Source organism: Alteromonas sp. S167 (assembly GCF_036864375.1).
GTDB lineage: Bacteria > Pseudomonadota > Gammaproteobacteria > Enterobacterales > Alteromonadaceae > Alteromonas.
Map to the genome: position 1 here is coordinate 200,064 of NZ_JAZETR010000004.1, position 20,491 is coordinate 220,554.

The 20,491-nt window shown below is 44.7% G+C and carries 18 protein-coding genes; 12 read left to right on the forward strand and 6 right to left on the reverse strand.

Annotation, left to right across the window (positions count from 1 at the left end):
• Positions 1–6 precede the first annotated feature (6 nt).
• The 5 genes from tpiA to rlmE all read right to left on the reverse strand — a co-directional run bounded on the left by tpiA (position 7) and on the right by rlmE (position 5,789).
• On the reverse strand, positions 7–750 hold the full coding sequence (gene tpiA / locus V7R35_RS08530; RefSeq protein ID WP_334014321.1) for a triose-phosphate isomerase: 744 nt from the start codon (positions 748–750) through the stop codon (positions 7–9).
• A gap of 96 nt (positions 751–846) precedes the next feature.
• The gene (gene glmM / locus V7R35_RS08535) at positions 847–2,190 is read right to left on the reverse strand and encodes a phosphoglucosamine mutase (RefSeq protein ID WP_334014322.1); all 1,344 of its coding nucleotides are present in this window, start codon (positions 2,188–2,190) and stop codon (positions 847–849) included.
• 9 nt (positions 2,191–2,199) lie between these two features.
• The gene (folP, locus tag V7R35_RS08540) at positions 2,200–3,024 is read right to left on the reverse strand and encodes a dihydropteroate synthase (protein WP_334014323.1); all 825 of its coding nucleotides are present in this window, start codon (positions 3,022–3,024) and stop codon (positions 2,200–2,202) included.
• Between the two features lie 87 nt (positions 3,025–3,111).
• Positions 3,112–5,058 (reverse strand): ATP-dependent zinc metalloprotease FtsH, encoded by a 1,947-nt coding sequence (ftsH, locus tag V7R35_RS08545; RefSeq protein WP_334014324.1) that lies wholly within the window; start codon positions 5,056–5,058, stop codon positions 3,112–3,114.
• 101 nt (positions 5,059–5,159) lie between these two features.
• A complete protein-coding gene (gene rlmE, locus V7R35_RS08550; RefSeq protein ID WP_334014325.1) occupies positions 5,160–5,789 on the reverse strand; it encodes a 23S rRNA (uridine(2552)-2'-O)-methyltransferase RlmE in 630 nt (209 codons plus the stop codon).
• Positions 5,790–5,884: 95 nt separating this feature from the next.
• Between rlmE and yhbY the strand changes: the two genes are divergently transcribed.
• Both yhbY and V7R35_RS08560 read left to right on the forward strand, forming a co-directional pair.
• Positions 5,885–6,178: a ribosome assembly RNA-binding protein YhbY gene (yhbY, locus tag V7R35_RS08555; protein WP_334014326.1), complete on the forward strand. Its 294-nt coding sequence runs from the start codon at positions 5,885–5,887 to the stop codon at positions 6,176–6,178.
• A 94-nt stretch (positions 6,179–6,272) separates the two neighbouring features.
• Positions 6,273–7,049 (forward strand): SDR family NAD(P)-dependent oxidoreductase, encoded by a 777-nt coding sequence (locus V7R35_RS08560; protein ID WP_334014327.1) that lies wholly within the window; start codon positions 6,273–6,275, stop codon positions 7,047–7,049.
• Between the two features lie 63 nt (positions 7,050–7,112).
• Here V7R35_RS08560 and V7R35_RS08565 read toward each other — a convergent pair whose 3' ends face one another.
• Positions 7,113–9,521 carry a Lon protease family protein gene (locus tag V7R35_RS08565; RefSeq protein ID WP_334014328.1) on the reverse strand — a complete coding sequence of 803 codons (2,409 nt, stop codon included), beginning with the start codon at positions 9,519–9,521 and terminating at the stop codon, positions 7,113–7,115.
• Between the two features lie 228 nt (positions 9,522–9,749).
• On the opposite strand from V7R35_RS08565, the gene V7R35_RS08570 reads away from it, so the two are divergent.
• The 10 genes from V7R35_RS08570 (at position 9,750) to V7R35_RS08615 (ending at position 20,402) form a co-directional block, all read left to right on the forward strand.
• Complete coding sequence (locus tag V7R35_RS08570) at positions 9,750–10,340, forward strand: SRPBCC family protein (RefSeq protein ID WP_334014329.1); 591 nt, start codon at positions 9,750–9,752, stop codon at positions 10,338–10,340.
• Between the two features lie 206 nt (positions 10,341–10,546).
• Positions 10,547–13,150, forward strand: coding sequence for a leucine--tRNA ligase (leuS, locus tag V7R35_RS08575; protein ID WP_334014330.1), 2,604 nt, complete (start codon positions 10,547–10,549; stop codon positions 13,148–13,150).
• Positions 13,151–13,161: 11 nt separating this feature from the next.
• On the forward strand, positions 13,162–13,680 hold the full coding sequence (locus tag V7R35_RS08580; protein WP_334014331.1) for an LPS-assembly lipoprotein LptE: 519 nt from the start codon (positions 13,162–13,164) through the stop codon (positions 13,678–13,680).
• Between the two features lie 65 nt (positions 13,681–13,745).
• Positions 13,746–14,774 (forward strand): DNA polymerase III subunit delta, encoded by a 1,029-nt coding sequence (holA, locus tag V7R35_RS08585; protein ID WP_334014332.1) that lies wholly within the window; start codon positions 13,746–13,748, stop codon positions 14,772–14,774.
• 2 nt (positions 14,775–14,776) lie between these two features.
• Entirely contained in the window at positions 14,777–15,460 is a 684-nt protein-coding gene (gene nadD / locus V7R35_RS08590) for a nicotinate (nicotinamide) nucleotide adenylyltransferase (protein WP_334014333.1), read from the forward strand.
• 16 nt (positions 15,461–15,476) lie between these two features.
• Entirely contained in the window at positions 15,477–15,794 is a 318-nt protein-coding gene (gene rsfS / locus V7R35_RS08595; RefSeq protein WP_334014334.1) for a ribosome silencing factor, read from the forward strand.
• A 64-nt stretch (positions 15,795–15,858) separates the two neighbouring features.
• Positions 15,859–16,329: a 23S rRNA (pseudouridine(1915)-N(3))-methyltransferase RlmH gene (gene rlmH / locus V7R35_RS08600; protein ID WP_334014335.1), complete on the forward strand. Its 471-nt coding sequence runs from the start codon at positions 15,859–15,861 to the stop codon at positions 16,327–16,329.
• Between the two features lie 28 nt (positions 16,330–16,357).
• Positions 16,358–18,313, forward strand: a complete 1,956-nt coding sequence (gene mrdA, locus V7R35_RS08605) for a penicillin-binding protein 2 (RefSeq protein WP_334014336.1) — start codon at positions 16,358–16,360, stop codon at positions 18,311–18,313.
• Positions 18,313–19,428, forward strand: coding sequence for a rod shape-determining protein RodA (rodA, locus tag V7R35_RS08610; protein ID WP_334014337.1), 1,116 nt, complete (start codon positions 18,313–18,315; stop codon positions 19,426–19,428). Before mrdA ends, rodA begins: the two co-directional genes overlap by 1 nt.
• Before the next feature lie 59 nt (positions 19,429–19,487).
• Entirely contained in the window at positions 19,488–20,402 is a 915-nt protein-coding gene (locus V7R35_RS08615; RefSeq protein WP_438823457.1) for a septal ring lytic transglycosylase RlpA family protein, read from the forward strand.
• The last annotated feature ends 89 nt before the right edge of the window (positions 20,403–20,491 follow it).

The following is a 20,491-nucleotide window of genomic DNA, read 5'->3' on the forward strand; positions in this document are numbered from 1 at the left end:
ACCTCGTCAGTCTGCCGCTTGGCAAATTGAAATAAAATCTTCAGCTTTTAAACTAGCTCCGCCAATTAAGCCACCGTCTACGTCTTTCTGAGCAAACAGCGTTTCGGCGTTATCAGGCTTAACACTGCCACCGTATAATATACGAATACCTTGTGCTAAGTCGGCGTCTACTTTTTCAAAGTAGCCGCGAATAAATTCGTGAACTTCTTGTGCTTGTTGCGGGCTTGCAGTTTTACCTGTGCCTATAGCCCAGATAGGCTCGTATGCAACGACTGTTTTACTAAGTTCTTCAACAGAAAGGGCTTCAACAACTGCGTCTAGCTGTGCAGCAACGAATGACTCTACATTCCCAGCCTCGCGAACGTCTAGTGATTCACCCACACAGATGATTGGTGTGATACCTTCACTAACACACTTTTTCGCTTTTTGAGCAACGAGTGTGTTGGATTCACCTTGGTCTTCACGACGCTCAGAGTGCCCTACAATTGCATACTCACATCCGGCTTCTTTCAGCATTTCAACCGAAAGTTCGCCTGTATGAGCGCCATTGTCTAAGTGGCTAACGTTTTGAGCACCAATTGAAAAGGTTGAATTATTGAAGCCGTGGAGAAGCGTAGCAGGAGAACATATTACTATGTCAGCCTGAGCACTTACTGAAGCAAGCTTTTCATTGAAGTCTGCCACAAGTGACATGCTTCCGTTCATTTTCCAATTGCCAGCCACGAATGGCTTTCTTACATTTTTACTCACAACGCAGACCTTAGCCCTGTCTTTTAAGCGGGCGTGATATTAACTATTTAATCACTAAGTTACAAGCACAAATAGCGAAAATCGCAGCTACGCCAACTAATTGGCGAGATTACGAACAGTTTGCGCGATATGCTCTGCCCACTTCTTAGACTGCTGTTCGTCGTTAGACTCAACCATCACTCTAATAAGAGGTTCAGTGCCGCTTTTACGCAACAATACCCTTCCCGTTTTACCTAATGCCGCTTCAGCTTCTTCCTTCGACGCCTGAACATCGGCATGAGCAAGATAATCAACGTCTTTGTTCGCATAACGCACGTTAATTAAGGTTTGCGGATACATTTCGAAACCGCTGGCAAGGTCGCGTAAGTCCATGTGAGAACGAAGCATTGCAGCCACTACCTGCAAACCAGCCACAATACCATCACCGGTAGAACTCATGTTTAAATTCAATACGTGACCAGAGTTTTCACCACCAATAGACCAACCTTTTTGCTGTAACAGTTCCATGACATATCTGTCACCCACGTTACTTCTTGCAAATGGAACGCCCAACTTGCTAAGTGCATTTTCAAGACCAAGATTGCTCATTAGCGTGCCAACTACACCACCTTGTAAGTTGCCGTTCTTTAGCGCATCGCGGGCAATGATGTAGACAATTTGGTCACCGTCTAAAATGTTACCTAAGTGATCTACCATCATGATGCGATCGCCATCACCGTCAAGAGCAAAGCCAAGATCAGCGCCTGTCTCTTTCACTTTTGCTACAATAGCATCCATAGAGGTAGCACCAACGCTGTCGTTGATATTCAAACCATTTGGCGCAGTTCCAAGCTCAATAACCGTTGCACCTAATTCACGCAATACATTCGGTGCAATGTGATAAGTTGCGCCATGAGCACAATCAACCACAATTTTAAGACCTGTAAGAGATAAATCAGAAGGGAACGTGCCTTTACAGAATTCAATGTAGCGGCCTGCCGCGTCATCAATACGATTGGCTTTACCCAGCTTATCTGACGCTACGCACGTCATAGGACGTTCAAGCATTTCTTCTATGGCAAGTTCGATATCGTCATCTAATTTGAAGCCTTGTGCAGAGAAGAACTTGATACCGTTGTCATAAAACGGATTATGAGAGGCACTAATAACAATGCCAGCCTCAGAACGAAATGTTTTGGTTAAATACGCAATCGCTGGCGTTGGCATGGGCCCTAGAAGGCCAATATTAATACCGGCGGCTGACAAGCCGGCTTCTAACGCAGACTCAAGCATGTAGCCAGAAATGCGTGTATCTTTACCAATTAAAACCTTGTTTGTGCCGCGTCCTGCAAGCACTTTACCTGCTGCCCAACCAAGCTTGGTTACAAATTCTGGATTGATGTTGCTTTCACCAACCTTACCTCGAATACCATCAGTACCAAAATACTTACGCTGAGTCATTTTTATTCCTTATTTGATTGTGTTCAGCATTTTTACGATGTTTACCGCATCCGCAGTTTCTTGCAGATCGTGTACGCGAATTATTTGTGCGCCCATTTGGGCTACAATTGTAGCGAGGGATATGCTTCCAGCCAAGCGTTCATCCACGTTTCTATTGAGTAAGTTACCAATCATAGACTTACGAGACATACCTACTAGCACTGGATAACCTAAATCCATAATATTCGGTAAATATTTAACCAACGCGTAGTTGTGTTCCAACGTTTTCCCAAAGCCATAACCAGGGTCAAGCAATATTCTAGATTCATCTATACCCGCATCCACGCAAGCCTGTACACGATGCTCAAGAAACACGCTTACATCTTTCACTACATCATCATATGTTGGGTTTTGTTGCATAGTACGCGGTTGTCCCTGCATGTGCATTAAACACACAGGTACATCAGTTTGCGCTGCTGCCTCTAGTGCGCCTTCGCCAGTTAGCGCCCGAACATCATTAATTAAGCCTGCACCAGCATTAACAGCGGCTGTCATTACTTCTGCTTTGCTCGTGTCTATTGAAATAACGCATTCGCTCTTATCAGCAAGAGCTTCAATAACTGGAATGGTGCGATCGAGCTCTTCTTGTAGACTTACATCTGGTGCACCCGGACGTGTTGATTCTCCGCCAATATCAATAAATGTAGCGCCCTGCTCTATCATTTTTAGCGCATGTTCTACTGCCTGCTGAACCGAAGAATGCTTACCACCATCTGAGAATGAGTCGGGGGTAACATTTAAAATGCCCATTACCTGAGGCTGGCTAAGTGAAATAAAATGCTTTCCAAACTGCATGTTCTTCTCGCTACTTCTTTTGAATTTTTTAGAGTGCTAATAAAAAACGCCAGCAGAACTGGCGTTTTTTATTAAGTGTAAGCAGGATTAACTTGGAATGTCGCCCGGCTTACCAACCGATGGCTTATCAACGCCATCGTTTTTGATTTCGCCTTCACGAACCGGCGAACCACCGCTAGGCTTGTCACCGTCTGAGCGCTGGCTGTCGTCCCAATCGGCAGGAGGACGAACATCAGTACGATTCATTAGATCATCAATTTGTTTCGCATCAATGGTTTCGTACTTCATTAGTGCGTCTTTCATTGTGTGAAGGATATCGATGTTATCTTCAAGGATCTTCTGAGCACGCTCGTAGTTGCGATCGATAAGTGACTTAATTTCCGCGTCAATTGCGCGCGCCGTATCATCAGACATGTTAGTTGCTTTAGACATAGACTTGCCTAAGAAAACTTCACCTTCGTCTTCAGCATACAACATTGGCCCCATCTTGCTAGATAAGCCCCACTGCGTAACCATCTTACGAGCAATCTCGGTTGCACGCTCGATGTCATTAGACGCACCAGTTGTCACTTTGTCATCACCGTAAATGATAGCTTCTGCGATACGGCCACCGAACAAGCTAGAAATCATACTTTCTAGGTGCTGCTTAGAGTGACTCACACGATCTTGCTCTGGAAGATACATGGTTACACCCAATGCTCTACCGCGAGGAATGATAGACACCTTGTAAACAGGATCGTGCTCTGGCACTAAGCGACCTACGATAGCGTGACCCGCTTCGTGATACGCAGTCATTTCTTTTTCAGGCTCAGACATCACCATAGACTTACGCTCAGAGCCCATCATGATTTTGTCTTTCGCTTTCTCAAACTCTTCCATAGAAACAAGGCGCTTGTTGCCGCGAGCAGCGAACAATGCAGCTTCGTTTACAAGATTAGCAAGGTCAGCACCTGAGAAACCTGGTGTACCGCGAGCAATAACTGACGGTTCTACGTTATCAGCCACTGGTACTTTGCGAATGTGAACTTTAAGAATTTGCTCACGGCCGCGGATGTCAGGAAGACCAACAACAACTTGTCGGTCGAAACGACCTGGGCGAAGCAACGCAGGGTCAAGTACGTCAGGACGGTTGGTTGCCGCAATAACGATGATACCTTCGTGGCCTTCAAAGCCGTCCATTTCAACAAGCATCTGGTTAAGGGTTTGCTCACGTTCGTCGTGACCACCACCTAGACCAGCACCACGTTGACGGCCTACCGCATCGATTTCATCGATAAAGATAATACAAGGCGCTGCTTTCTTCGCTTGCTCAAACATATCGCGAACACGAGAAGCACCAACACCTACGAACATTTCCACAAAGTCAGAACCTGAAATAGTAAAGAACGGTACTTTTGCTTCACCGGCAATGGCTTTTGCAAGCAACGTTTTACCTGTACCAGGAGGACCTACCATAAGTACGCCCTTCGGAATTTTACCGCCTAGCTTTTGGAATTTAGATGGGTCACGCAGAAAATCAACCAGCTCTGAAACGTCTTCTTTCGCTTCGTCACAACCAGCGACATCGGCAAATGTTGTTTTAATTTGGTCTTCGCCAAGCAAGCGCGCTTTGCTTTTCCCAAACGACATTGCACCGCGGCCACCGCCACCTTGCATTTGACGCATGAAGAAAATCCACACACCAATTAGCAACAGCATTGGGAACCAAGAGATGAAAATAGACGTTAGAAGAGATTGCTCTTCAGGTGGTTCGCCATAAACCCTTACGTCGTTTTTAACTAAGTCAGATACTAACTTGTCGTCGAAGTAAGGAACGAAAGTTTGGAATGTCTCGCCTGAACGCTTTGTACCGCGAATTTCGCCACTATTATTGATGCGAACTTCACGAATATTTCCCTGTTCTGCTTCTCTTAAAAATGTCGTGTAGTCTGTTTGTGAGCGAGCTGATTCACCAGGTGAAAAGCTCTGGAACACCGACATTAACACAACCGCGATGACTAACCATAAAATTAAATTTTTTGCCATATCGCTCAATGCTACTAACCTCTATAAATCGGAATTGCTTAGATATTCAACAACTTGCTTGTCGAACAACCAGTACAACTCGCAACGAATAACGCTTATCTCAAAGCGTACTACACTTTATACCCACAAGCCACCAAATACACCTCACGAGACCGCGATCTCGAAGAGTCTGGCTTGCGCGTTTTTATTGTGGTGAAAGATTGTTTAAGTGCGTTCATAAACTCAACAAACCCCTCCCCTTGGAACACTTTAATAACGAATGACCCACCTGGCTTTAGTACCTGATGACACATATCAAGCGCCAGCTCACACAGGTACATTGAACGAGATTGATCAACCGCCGAATTGCCCGCCATGTTAGGTGCCATATCCGACAACACTATATCTACGTTCTTGCCGCCAATTCTGTTCAATAAGGCCTCTAACACTTCGTCTTCTCTGAAGTCGCCTTGTAAGAAGTCAACACCTACGATGGGATCCATTGGCAAGATATCGCACGCGATTACTTGACCGTTATCGCCTACTTGCTGCGCAACAAATTGAGACCAACCGCCGGGGGCAGCACCTAGGTCGACAAGCGTCATCCCCGGCTTTATAAGCTTATCTTTTTTCTGAATTTCTTCCAGTTTGTAAATGGCACGAGATCGCCAACCTTCCTTTTGTGCTTTTTGCACATAGTGGTCATTTACGTGTTCTTGTAGCCAGCGTTTACTACTGGCAGAGTGTTTCTTTTTTGTCATTCCAGCACAATGTCATTAGGATTGTAGAGAAGATGGCGTTAGAATACGTTATTTCAAGCATAAACTAACAGATTAATTGTAAGAATTATTACTTCATGAAACTTTCAAATAAACAGAAACAATTTCTTAAAGGCCTTGCTCACCCGCTTAAGCCTGTTGTACAGCTAGGTGCAAACGGTCTTACTGAGGGCGTGGTAGCTGAAATTGATAGCGCGCTTAACCATCACGAATTAATTAAAGTTAAGGTTCCCACCGACGACCGTGAAGAGAAAGCGCTAATTATGGACGCTATCGTTCGCGAGACATCGTCTGTAAAGCTTCAGGTAATTGGTCATACGCTAATTATTTACCGTCAAAGCGAAGACTGTAAAATTCAGTTGCCAAAATAATGCAATTGAAGGTGCCGATGCCCGTCGGCACCGTAGTTTTTCTTCTTACTTCTCGTTAACATCACGTTAATAATAGTGAATACACGGGAATATCATGACGTTAAATAATCTCACCGCCATTGTAACCGGCGGCTGCTCTGGTCTTGGGCATGCTACTGCCATTGCGCTTCGAGAAGCAGGTGCTAATGTAAGCCTTTTCGACCTTAATGAAGAGATGGGCGCGCAACGCGTTGAAGAACTCGGTAACGACAATACGCTTTTCAACAAAGTTGATGTACGCGATGAAGCGCAAGTACAAGCGGCTATTGAAGCTACAGCGGCTAAATTCGGCAACATTGCTTTACTAGTAAACTGCGCTGGTATTGCACCGGCAAAGCGTTTATTAGACAGAGAAGCCAAACCAGCGCCGCTTGGAGATTTCCAAACTACTATCGATATCAATTTAGTTGGCAGCTTTAACGTTGCTCGACTGGTTGCTGCGCAAATGGCAAAACAATCGCCTCTCAACGAAGAAGGTGAACGCGGCCTTATCATCAACACCGCGTCCGTAGCAGGGTACGAAGGTCAAATAGGCCAAACAGCGTACGCAGCGAGTAAAGGCGGAATTATTGGTCTCACGCTTCCTATGGCCCGCGATTTAGCACCACTAGGTATTCGAGTAAACACCATTGCACCTGGCGTGATGGGCACACCTATGTTGCTTGCAATGCCTGAAAAAGTGCAAGATGCGCTTTCTGCTAACGTACAGTTTCCTAAGCGTTTAGGCCTACCAGCAGAATTCGGCAAGCTAGTAATCCATATGGCTAACAACAGCTACCTAAACGGCGAGACAGTGCGCCTAGATGGCGGCCTACGTATGCCACCAAAATAAGCTGGCTTATTAAATTTAAAAAAAGGGAGCAGATGCTCCCTTTTTTGTTACAGAATAAATGAACTATTCACCATCACCGCCATTTACAATAAGCGCAATGTTGTACAAGCGATTTACGGCATGGTAGTTGATGGAATTTTTCGGATAGCGACCTTTAGAGCTAATTTTTCCGGCTTCTTGCTCCATTAAAATGGTCAAAGCGTCATCTACAGTCTCAACGGTATAAATGTGGAAAAGCCCTTTTTTAACTGCATCTACCACGGTGGCATCTAACACTAAATTAATGGCGTTTGATTTAGGAATGATAACGCCCTGTGTTCCCGTTAAACCGCGGTGCTGGCACAAATCGAAGAACCCTTCAATTTTTTCATTTACACCTCCCACAGCCTGCACTTCACCGTATTGGTTGATTGAACCAGTAATGGCCAGGGTTTGAAGACATGGAATTTCAGTGAGGGCAGAAATAAGTGCCACTAATTCCCCTAAAGACGCGCTATCTCCATCGATATGTCCATAAGACTGCTCTAAGGCGATGTTTGCTGATAATGTTAACGGGAAATGTTGTGCGTATTTATTTCCTAGATAGCCGTTTAGTAGCATAACGCCTTTAGAATGAATTGGCTGACCAAGCTCAACCTCGCGTTCAATATCTACTACGCCGCTGGCGCCAGCAAACACGGTTGAGGTAATACGCGCAGGCGTTCCAAATGCTGTATCACCAATATCTAGAACCGTTAAGCCGTTTACTGTACCCACAGCTTTACCCTCTGTGGCAATAAGTACATGCCCTTCTTTTATGTCGTTAAGCAGCGCTTGACTTACTCTTCCTGTACGACGTTTTTTGGCACTCAATGCTGCTTTAAGATGGTCGAGTTCAAGGACATTTGTATTAGCGCTCGCATTCGATTTTTTACTAAAATAATGCGCTTCGTTTACCAACTCAATCACTTCTGCAAAATGCGCCGACAGCTTTTCTTTGTGTTCAGCCATACGAAGCGAGTATTCAACTAAACGGCACATGGCATTGGTGGTGATACCTTCAAGCCCAAGTGAATACACATGCGCTCGCACCTTCCCTACAAAATCAAAAAGCGCTTGTTTAGTAACGGGGATTTCTAAATCGAAATCAACTAATACGCGAAAGAGCTCATCAAATTCATCGTCGTAGTCTTGCAAGGTGTAATACAAGTCTCTCGACCCCAGCAAAACAATCTTGACGTTCAGGTCAACGGGCTGTGGATTTAAGGTAATGTTATTTACCATGCCCACATCTTGTTGCGGCAAATCCATGCGCAAACGCGTAGATTTAATAGCAAGCTTTAATGAGTCCCATACATAAGGTTGCTCTATGAGTTGGTCAACATCTAGCAATAAATAACCGCCATTTGCGCGGTGCAGCGCACCTGGCTGAATCATTCTGTAATTTGTGAACACGCTACCGTGAATGTTTGTATATTCAATTTTGCCAAACAGGTTTTGATAGGCTGGATTGGGCTCATAAATAACTGGCGCGGCATCATCTATTTTGTTCGACACCAGTACATTAGGTAGAAATTGTTCTTCAAGAAAAACTTTCTTGTCGAAATCATCGCTTTTTTCGTCTTTCTGCTCTTCGCTATGAATAACTAAGATTGCCGAGACTAATGCATTTTTTACCTGTTTGAGGTATTTCATCACCCCGAGTTCTGCAGCGTATTTATGCTCTAGCACTTTAATAAGTGGCTTAATACCTTGCTCAGCGGTGGTTGTATCTAATTCGCGCAAACGCTCTGAGTTCTCGCGCTTCCATGCGGGCAAGCTGAGTAAGTTCTCGCTTAAGCGGTTCTCAAGTTCATCAATGATAGTATAGAAGCGCTCACGGTCGCTCTCGCTAAACGATGCAAACTCAGTATCACTTACCGGTTTACCATTGATAATGGGCGAAAATGTTATAGACCCGCCCTCTTCGTATAAGGCAACGTCATTGGCTTGTGCATAGCGCTCTACTGCATCAATGGCTGCATCGTATTTTTGTTCAAATTCGCGAGTAATAGATGCCCTTCTGCGCTGATAGCCTGGGTTATCGAAAGCAATTGGTAGTGAATCAAGCACATCATCTATCAAATTTGCCATATCTTTTTGGAAAGTCTTACCACCGCCTGGCGGAAAGCGTAACACTACTGGCTCGCGCTCTTCGTCAAAGTTATTGATATAACACCAATCATCTGGAGTGGTTGAATGCGATACATGACGTTCAATATAGTCTTTTACAAGCGTGAATCGACCTGTGGCTGGCTCACCCATCACATAAAGGTTGTAACCTTTTGTATTCAAGCCAAGTCCAAAAGTGAGCGCTTCGCGGGCGCGCTCTTGACCAATAAATGTGGCGTTTAGCGCTTCATTGTCTTTCAGCGCACTATTTATTGCTCTGCGATTTATGGTCGGTGTTAACGCGTCTACATCAAGCGCGTACAAAGTGGTGTCTACAGACATGCTTTTCTATCGTTATTACTTTGAAGTAAGTGAAACCCTTATTCGAAGACGTGTCAAACGCTTATCCTGAATAAAACATGGTTTTACTGTCAACTGAACAAGAAAACATCACAACGTGAATTAAAACAGCGTTTAAAAGACTCTGTGTGACTTGTACACTCTTTGCTACTATCACCATACGCACGTAATCAATCGCGACAAAAATAGAAGCACAAACGAGAATGTAAAATGAAAACTTCACAAGTAGAACAAAACCGTAAGCTGTCATTTAAGAGTAAAGTTAGTGCAGCATTTACAGGGTTGATAGCGACTGCGTTCTTTCATAGCAGCGCATTAGCCGACGTTAATTATGCAAACACCAATGGATTTTCAATTACCAATAGCAGTACAAGCAGTGCGCCCGTGGAAGCCGTATACTCGCACTTTGTACAACACGTTGACATGTGGTGGCCTAAAGATCACACCTGGTGGAAAGGTACGCTAAGTATCGATGAATTAGCGGGTGGCTGTTTTTGCGAAACTCACAATGCAAAAAGTGCAGCACATATGCAGATTGCGTATATCGAGCCTAATAAGAAAGTAGTGATGACTGGCGGTCTTGGCCCCCTTCAAGAAATGGGTATTTATGGCGCCCTTACCTGGTTATTTACAGAAACTGACTCAGGAACAAAGGTAACACTAACCTATCACGCTTCAGGTGCAATTCAATTCAACGGTGTATTAAGCAGTAGTGAAGACGCAACAAACTTAGTGAAAGTAGTTGATAAAGTTCAGGCGCAGCAATTAAAAGCCCTCACCGCTTTTAGCAACGAAAATTAGTGTAGCATGTGTTGCGCGTAAAATAGTGACCGCGGACATGTGCAAAGTGGTCACTTTTCCAGCAAGCGGCAATAAAAATAGCACAAGTCTTGCCTAAGCTATTGAGGCATAGCTTAGCGCTGGGGTATTCTATTGGGCTAAATGGCGTTCAAACACGTCAAAACGACCTATAAATGATCAACTTTTAATGCGGAAGCCTACGTTTCATGGCCGATAATCAGTACAACCCTAAAGATATAGAACAACGTGTTCAACAATACTGGGAAGATAATCAATCTTTCAAGGCAAACGACAATGAAGACAAAGAGAAGTTCTATTGTCTGTCTATGTTCCCTTATCCTAGCGGTCGACTCCATATGGGTCACGTACGTAACTACACTATCGGCGATGTAATCAGCCGCTACCAGCGCATGCAGGGTAAAAACGTAATGCAGCCAATGGGCTGGGACGCCTTCGGTCTTCCTGCTGAGAATGCGGCAATTAACAACAACACGGCACCTGCTAAGTGGACGTACTCAAATATCGAATACATGAAGTCGCAGCTTCGCTCATTAGGGTTCGGTTACGACTGGAGCCGCGAAGTTGCTACCTGTAAATCTGATTATTATCGCTGGGAACAGTGGTTCTTCACTCGCTTGTACGAAAAGGGCTTGGTTTATAAAAAGAACTCTACCGTAAACTGGGACCCAGTAGACCAAACCGTTCTAGCCAATGAGCAAGTTATCGATGGTCGAGGCTGGCGTTCAGGTGCATTAGTTGAACAAAAGGAAATTCCTCAGTGGTTTATTAAAATTACTGACTACGCAGAAGAATTGTTAGGCGATCTTGAGCAACTAGAAGAGTGGCCTGATCAGGTTCGCGCCATGCAAGCAAACTGGATTGGCCGTTCAGAGGGTGTAGAGATTACCTTCGAAATGGCGTCTGCTGTAAACGACATTTCAGATTTAACGGTTTATACCACTCGTCCTGACACGTTTTACGGCGTAACTTATGTTGCGGTAGCAGCACAACACCCGCTTGCTGAATTTGCTGCAAAATCAAACCCTGAGCTTGCAGCATTTATCGAAGAATGCAAAAACACCAAAGTAGCTGAAGCAGAGCTTGCTACTATGGAAAAGAAAGGTTGTGCAACAGGTTTTGAAGTTGTACACCCGCTAACAGGTGAGAAGCTTCCTATTTGGGTAGCTAACTTCGTATTGATGGATTACGGTTCAGGCGCGGTTATGGCAGTACCTGGTCACGACCAGCGTGATTGGGAGTTTGCAACCAAATATAACCTACCTATTCAGCAAGTAATTGCTGCAAAAGCCGGTGACGAAGAAAACTGTGATTTAAGCACGTCTGCTTACACTGAAAAAGGGACGTTAATAAACTCCGACAAATTTGACGGTGCAGACTTTGACGCAGCGTTTAACGGCATTGCCGATGAATTAGAAGCAAAAGGTTGTGGTAAACGAAAAGTAAACTATCGCCTGCGCGATTGGGGTGTAAGCCGTCAGCGTTATTGGGGCGCGCCTATTCCTATGCTTAACTTGGAAAATGGTGAGTCGGTACCTGTGCCTGCAGATCAACTTCCGGTTGTACTACCAGAAGATGTTGAGATGGACGGTGTTACCTCGCCTATTAAAGCCGACCCAAAGTGGGCAAAAACCACTTATAACGGTGAACCGGCACTGCGCGAAACCGATACCTTCGATACCTTTATGGAATCATCTTGGTATTACGCACGCTACGCTTGTGCTACCAACACCGACGCAATGTTAGACCCAACAGCAGCAAACTACTGGCTTCCTGTAGACCAGTATATTGGTGGTATTGAGCACGCTATCTTGCACTTATTATACTCTCGCTTTTTCCACAAATTACTTCGTGATGAAGGCCTGGTTGACTCTGACGAGCCGTTCAAACGCCTATTATGTCAAGGTATGGTATTGGCTGATTCTTACTACCGTGAAGATGAGGCAGGCAAGAAAACATGGTTCTCGCCAACTGAAGTAAGCACAGAAAAAGACGACAAAGGGCGTATTGTAAAAGCATGGCTAACTGCCGATGGTGAAGAAGTTATTCACGGCGGCATGACTAAGATGTCGAAGTCAAAGAACAACGGCATTGACCCTCAAGAAGTGATTGACCAATACGGTGCTGATACAGTTCGCCTATTCACTATGTTCGCTGCGCCACCGGAGCAAACACTAGAGTGGGTAGATTCTGGTGTTGAAGGTGCTAACCGCTTCCTTCGCCGTATTTGGAAACTAGTCACTGAACACGTTGAAAAAGGTGTAGCGGTTGCCGTTGATGCGAAAGCGTTAACGAAAGATCAGCAAGCCCTACGTAGAGAAGTACATAAAACCATTGAAAAGGTATCTGACGACCTTGGCCGCCGCCAAACGTTTAATACTGCCGTGGCCGCGATTATGGAGCTTCTTAATCACCTTCAAAAAGCGCCACAAGACAACGAGCAAGATATTGCCATTATGCGCGAAGCCGTTGAATCTGTACTGTTGTTGCTGAACCCAATAACGCCGCACATAGCGCATGAACTGTGGAAAGTGCTTGGTCATAACGAAGATATTGACGTAGCGCCATGGCCGCAAGTCGATAAAGCAGCGCTAGTAGAAGATGAAAAGCTCATCATTGTTCAAGTTAACGGTAAAGTGCGCGCAAAAATGACCATTGCGGCTGATGCAACGAAAGATGCAATTGAAGAAGCAGCGAAGGGGCAACCTAACGTACAGCAGTTTATTGATGGGAAAACTATCCGCAAGGTTATCGTGGTTCCAGGTAAGCTTGTCAATATAGTTGCCAACTAGGTATTTGTGAGATGAAAACGTACTTTCAACGTGCTGCAGTTTTACTTTGTGCCATCGTGCTTACTGGCTGTGGCTTCCACTTGCGAAGTGGTCCAAGCCTGCCAGACAACATTAACACTGTGGCCATTGAAAGTGCGCGAGCACACGCGCCTTTGGCGCGTGCGCTAAAAACCCATCTTGACGTGTATGGACTTAGTGCAGTACCTACCGATACTAGCCCTAATGCTAAAAACGTTAACATTTACCTGTTACCAGAACAGTTGGAAAGGCAGCTTCTTTCTGTATATCCATCAGGCCAGGTCGCTGAGTATGAGCTTATCTATGTGGTTCGCTATCGCGTACAGTTTCCTGGCAAAGAAGCACAAATGGCACAGTTTGAAGTGGTAAGAGACTACCAGGACGATCCTGATCAAGTACTTGCAAAATCACGTGAGCTTGAGTTAATGCTTGACGAGATGCGAAACGAAGCTGCAGATATTATTGTGCGTCGTTTATCTAGCCAAGCCGTAGCTGCTGTTGATTTGCCCTAGGCTTTTGTTATTAGCACGTACTTTTAAACGTTCATCCACAAACCAATATTCATTAGCGCTTATTCATGCAAATTTATCCAAATCAATTTTCGCAAGATATTAACAAGGCACTACGCCCTTGTTATTTGATATTTGGTGATGAGCCACAGCAAAAGTTTGATGTTATTGAACAGATCCGCTCAAAAGCGAAAGCAAGCGGTTTTGTCGAGCGCACGGTATTGGTAGCGGAATCTGGTTTCTCGTGGAATCAGCTAATCGAAGCAACACAAAGCATGTCGCTGTTTTCATCACAGCAGTTTATCGAATTGGAGCTACCAACGGGCAAGCCTGGTACTGAGGGCAGTAAAATGCTGCAAGAAGTGGCGGCAAACTTGAACCCCGATATTTTGTTATTAGTACACGGCCCCAAAATTGGTAAAGATGTACAGCGTGGCAAATGGTTTAAAGTGCTTGATGAAATTGGCGTTTCCGTACTTTGCTATCCGCTTGAAGGTAAGCAATTAAACGCATGGATTAACACACAGCTTCAGTCTCATCAGCTTTCTGTTTCACCTGCCGGTGCTAAAATGATAAGCGATTTTTGCGAAGGCAATATGCTTGCTGCAAAGCAGGAAATAGACAAGCTTGCACTGCTTTACCCGCAGCAATCTGTGTCGGAAACACAGATTGAGCAAGCAATGGTAGATCAATCTCGCTATAACGTATTCCAGTTGGTAGACGTTATGCTTAACGGCGAAAACACGCGCTGTGTAAAAATGCTCTATCGATTAGAAAGTGAGGGATTAGAGCCAAATATCGTTATCTGGGCGCTTATTCGCGAGTGGGAACAATTGTGGAAGCTTAAAACGGCACTACAAAACCGTGAGCCTATTCAGTGGCAAAAGTTTGGTATTTGGCGAAACAGACAAAGCTACTATCAAAACGCACTCAACCGCTTAAGCATTGAACAGCTAGAAGATATACAACAGGCATTAACAAAAGCCGACCATGCTTTTAAACAAAACGTCATTGCCCGCCCCTATATTGAGCTGTGTCACCTTTGTATGATGTTTATGGGGCTAGATCTTCGTGCAGTTCCTCTGTTGGACGCGTAAACGTGTCTAACGCCCAACATCCATCAATTACCGCAATTCTCGGCGGTACCTTTAATCCTCCTCATCAAGGTCATATCAATGCGGCCTTAAGTGCTGCAGATAAGTTAGGTATAAACAACGTTCAGTTAATGCCTTCGAAGCTGCCGCCACATAAACAGATTGATGTGTCGGAAGTGCATCGTGTGAACATGATTGAACTCAGCTGCCAAGGCAACGAGAGGTTGTCACCACAGCTTATTGAGTTATCGCTGCCTTCGCCGTCTTACACAGTAAAAACACTGCGAGCATTAAAACAGGCTTCAAGCGATACAATCTGTTTTTTCATTGGTGCCGATTCGCTGTATAATCTAGACCAATGGTACGAATGGGAGGGATTACTTTCTTATTGTCACTTAATTGTGATGAGAAGAGACAGTGAAACCTTCTCACCGGGTCCAGCAATAACGCGCTGGCTTGGTAAAAACGCTATCACTAACAAAGATGAGCTTTACACTAAACCCAATGGTTGCGTTCTGCTTGTCGACACCCCACTGTTTAATGTGTCCTCTACAGCATTACGCGAAATGCTGTGCAAGCGCAGTAACATTGATAAAAACGGTGATGAAAGCAGTGCAGACATATTAGATCAATGGCTTCCTTCGGGTGTTATTGAATATATTGAAGCAAATCAGTTATATAAAAGTTAAGTAAGTGAGGAAACTCTTGGAGAGTACACAACTCAAACAATTCGTTATTGATAAAATTGACGATATGAAAGCCCGTGACGTTATTGAACTAGACGTACGCGGCAAATCTACTATTACCGACACCATGATTATCTGCTCAGGTAATTCAAAGCGTCATGTGTCTTCTATTGCTGAAAACGTGATGGTTGAAGCTAAAAATGCTGGGCATGCACCAAGCAGCGTTGAAGGTAAAGAAACGGGTGAATGGGTACTTGTAGACTTTGGCGATATTATTTTGCACGTTATGCAAGATGAAACCCGTGACTTCTATCAGCTAGAAAAGCTTTGGTCTTAAGGCAAGCACGCGTTTGATAAAGTGTATAGGCAGTAAATGCCGAAAGAAGTAAAAGGAAGGCAGTGTGCGTATTCAAATAGTGGCCGTGGGTACAAAAATGCCCAGCTGGGTAAATACTGGAGTTGATGAGTTTATTCGTCGATTCCCTAGTGATATGCCAGTAAGCTTCACTGAAATACCTGCAGGAAAGCGTGGGAAAAACGCCGATATCAAGCGCATCTTAGAAAAAGAAGGCGAGCAAATGCTTGCTGCTATTCCCAAGGGAAATCGCGTTGTAACCTTAGAGGTTACCGGTAAACCTTGGGATACCCCTACCCTTGCTAAACAGCTAGACAACTGGAAAATGGATGGCCGCGATGTAAGCTTGCTTATTGGCGGTCCTGAAGGACTTGCTCCTGAGTGCATCGCAGCGTCTGAACAAAAATGGTCGCTGTCGGCGCTAACGTTACCGCACCCTCTTGTGCGTATTATTCTAACGGAAAGTTTGTATCGGGCTTGGTCTGTCACTCAAAACCATCCCTATCATCGAGAATAGACTTACAGTACTTATGCAAAGGAAATCAATGCACCGCAAGCGTCAAGCAATACGAGACCACTCCGCCGAGGCAAACCTTTTCGCCCGCAGAGCTACTATCGCTTTCGTTATTGTTGTTGCCATGCTGGGCATTGTGTTGAACAACCTTTACTCACTTCAAGTTACGCAATACGAAGACTATCAAACCCGCTCAAACGGTAACCGGATAAAAGTACTTCCAGTAGCGCCCAATCGCGGCCTCATTTACGATAGAAACGGTATTCTTTTGGCAGAGAATCGACCTGTTTTCAGCTTGGAAGTCATTCCCGAGCAAGTAAAAGACATAGATAAAACCCTTAGCGAACTTACCTCGCTAATGGGAATTACTAATGATGAACTTGAGCGATTTCAGTCTACATTAAAAGGCACTCGGCGATTCAAACCCGTTGCACTGCGAACCCAATTAAGCGAAGAAGAAGTGGCGCTATTTTCCGCCAGTAAACATAAATTTCCCGGTGTTCAAATTGAAGCTCGTCTTGCCCGTTACTACCCCTACAAAGATACCCTCACCCATGCACTAGGCTACGTAGCTCGTATTAACAAACGAGATTTGCAAAAACTCGTTGAAGCCGGCCAAGAAGACAATTACGCAGCCACTCACGACATTGGTAAACTGGGTATTGAGAAATATCACGAAGAATTACTTCACGGCGAGGTTGGCTATCAGCAGGTTGAGGTAAATAACCAAGGGCGCATTATTCGCGTACTTAATGTAGACCCGCCTACACCTGGCAAAGACATTGTGCTAAATCTTGATTTAGAGCTTCAGTTGGAAGCCCAACGCATTATAGAGGGTATTCGCGGTGCTATTGTTGTCACAGACGTTAAAACCGGTGGTGTGCTAGCGCTTTATTCAAACCCCAGCTACGACCCTAACCTTTTTGTTCATGGCATTAGCAGCAAAAACTACTCGGCGCTTTTAAATTCACCAGATAGACCCCTTATCAATAGAGCCACTCAGGGCCAATACCCGCCAGCATCAACCGTAAAGCCGCACTTAGGTTTGTTAGGTCTTGAAGAAGGTATAATTACCAAAGACTACACCATTGTTGATAACGGTCGTTATCAATTGCCCAACGTATCACACACGTGGCGTGACTGGCGCAGTTGGGGCCATGGTAATGTCAACGTGTCTAAGGCCATTGAAGTATCGTGCGATACGTTTTATTACGACTTAGCATACAAACTTGGTATCGATAAAATTAGCGAAGCGATGTACGAGTTTGGTTTTGGCGATTTTACCGGTATCGATTTGTATGAAGAATCGGATGCGAATATGCCAAGTAGAGGCTGGAAACGCGCCCGTTTTAATCAACCATGGTATGTGGGCGATACTATTCCAGTAGGTATTGGTCAAAGCTACTGGACCACAACCCCAGTACAGCTTACTCATTCAGTCAATGCGCTTATCAATCGAGGTGAGCGCTACATACCACAGATTATTCGCGGCTATAAAAACCCCGACAGCACTGTGGACTTAATACCTTTAAAGTCGCTTCGCCCTATTGAAATAAAAAACCAAGAAAACTTGGATGTGATTTTAAATGCCATGCATGACGTGGTTAGCGGTGAAGAAGGTGGTGCTCGTGTAGCATTCGCCGACACAAACTACGACTCTGCAGGTAAAACAGGAACCGCACAGTTGTTTACAGTGGGTCAAAACGAAAAATACGATGCGACTAAAATAGATGAACGACTGCGCGATAACGCCATGTATGTAGGTTTTGCACCGTTTAATGACCCTGAAATTTCCGTTACGGTAGTGCTTGAAAACGTAGGTGGCGGTAGTAAGAATGCCGCACCAGTGGCTCGTCAAATCATGGACTTTTATTTTAGAGATCGCGTTTTCGATGTCGCTTCTACACAGAGTAATAAAGACGCTGACACTAAAAACCAGCCAAATTATTCGCATCAACACCAAGAAAGCGTAAGTAGCGGCCATTAATGAAAAGAACAACAATAAATCCAAACAAAGTGAGCTTTCTGCAGCGCATACATATTGATGGCTGGCTTCTCGTTGGCCTTCTAGTATTAAGCGGTGTAGGTCTTTTCACACTGTACTCTGCATCGGGTCAGGATGCAGGACAAATGGAACGTCAGTTTGTGCGCTTAAGTTTAAGCTTTATCGTCATGTTTGCGCTTGCTCAACTTCCACCAGGTTTTTATCGACGCTTGTCCACCTATGCATTTGCGATAGGGCTATTAATGCTGATAGCGGTGCTGTTGTTTGGCGATATGGGCAAAGGCGCACAGCGTTGGTTAGATCTTGGCTTTATTCGCTTTCAACCATCTGAACTTATGAAACTTGCAGTACCTATGATGGTGGCTTGGTATATCAGTAAATTCACTATGCCACCGCGCACTACACATATAATAATAGGGTTTGGGCTGGTTGTTGTGCCTACCATTTTAATTGCCAAGCAGCCCGACTTGGGAACGTCACTTCTAATCGCCAGTTCGGGAATATTTGCTATATTTCTTGCCGGAATGAGCTGGCGCTTAATCTCCATAGTGGGTGCACTCGTAGGTGCATTTACACCTGTCATGTGGTTTTTCTTAATGAAAGACTATCAAAAACAGCGCGTGTTAACTTTTTTGGACCCTGAGAGCGACCCTCTGGGCTCCGGCTACCACATTATTCAATCTAAAATAGCTATCGGTTCAGGTGGCGTGGACGGCAAAGGTTGGCTGCAAGGCACTCAGTCTCAATTAGAATTTTTGCCCGAACGACATACCGATTTTATTTTCTCTGTGTTCAGCGAAGAGTTTGGTCTTACTGGTGTAATGGTATTGCTGGCAATTTATCTTTTCATCATTGCGCGAGGCCTTATTATTTCAAGCCGAGCCCAAGACGCCTATTCTAAATTATTAGGCGGCAGCATAACGCTTACGTTTTTTGTTTATGTGTTTGTAAATATGGGCATGGTATCAGGGCTTCTGCCGGTTGTTGGCGTTCCCCTTCCGTTAGTAAGCTATGGCGGCACGTCTATGGTGACATTAATGGCTGGCTTTGGCATTCTAATGTCAATTGCTACTCAAAAACGATTGATGTCACGGTAGAAAACATGTTGTTTAAGCATAGAGAGAACCACGCACTTAGATTTACCAAAACGTTTTTTATGCTTATTTGTGTTACGTTGATTGTGGGCTGTGAATCTACACCTTCAGGTCGATACGCACAAAAGCACGACTCGGCTCCACGCCATATAGCTAAAGAGCCAGAAACGCTTGATGCAGTTCCTAAGTATGAAGCCTACCGCATGTTCAACAGTCGCCCTTATAAGGTGCTTGGTAAACACTATACGCCAATGACGTCGGGCAAGGGGTATGAACAAACGGGATACGCCAGCTGGTATGGTCAGAAATTCCACGGGCACTTAACGTCGAACGGTGAAACTTACAACATGTTTGCCATGAGCGCAGCTCACAAGACGCTTCCCCTGCCCTCATACGTTCGTGTAACGAATCTAGAAAACAACAAACAAGCTATTGTACGGGTGAACGATAGAGGCCCTTTTCACGATAACCGCATTATCGATTTATCTTATGCCGCTGCGGTAAAGTTAGGCTATCACAGTAAAGGCACGACAAAAGTTAAGCTTGAAGTTATCCATTTTGACAAACACAACAACGTGACTATAGGGAATAGGCCTACCGTATCTTATGACGAGTATCTAGGTATCGACGCCACGCCCACCATTGCAAGCAGCTCTAGTGAAAAAGTCGCTCAGGATGTTCAAGTGGCGAATGAACCAACTACAGAAATAGTCGAAGAAGCACACACAGTAAATAACGCGCAAAGTGAACAAGCTATGTTTATACAGGTAGCTGCCTTGTCCGACGCCAAAAAAGCGAAATCGATATCAAATGTGCTGTCGGCACTTTATCAAATTCCTGCCCATCTTCCCCAAGCAGAGAGTATCTACAAATTGCAGCTTGGTCCCATCTACGATGAAGCTATAGTCGAGGAAGTGTTACAACAACTTCGACAAAACGGTTACCCAAATGCCTACGCTCTATCGCAACCGTATTAGGTCAAACGCATTAGCTGAAACGCCGCAGGCTGAACACAATTCAATCAACAATATGGCGCAATTGTGTCATTTAACAGGCAATATCAGAG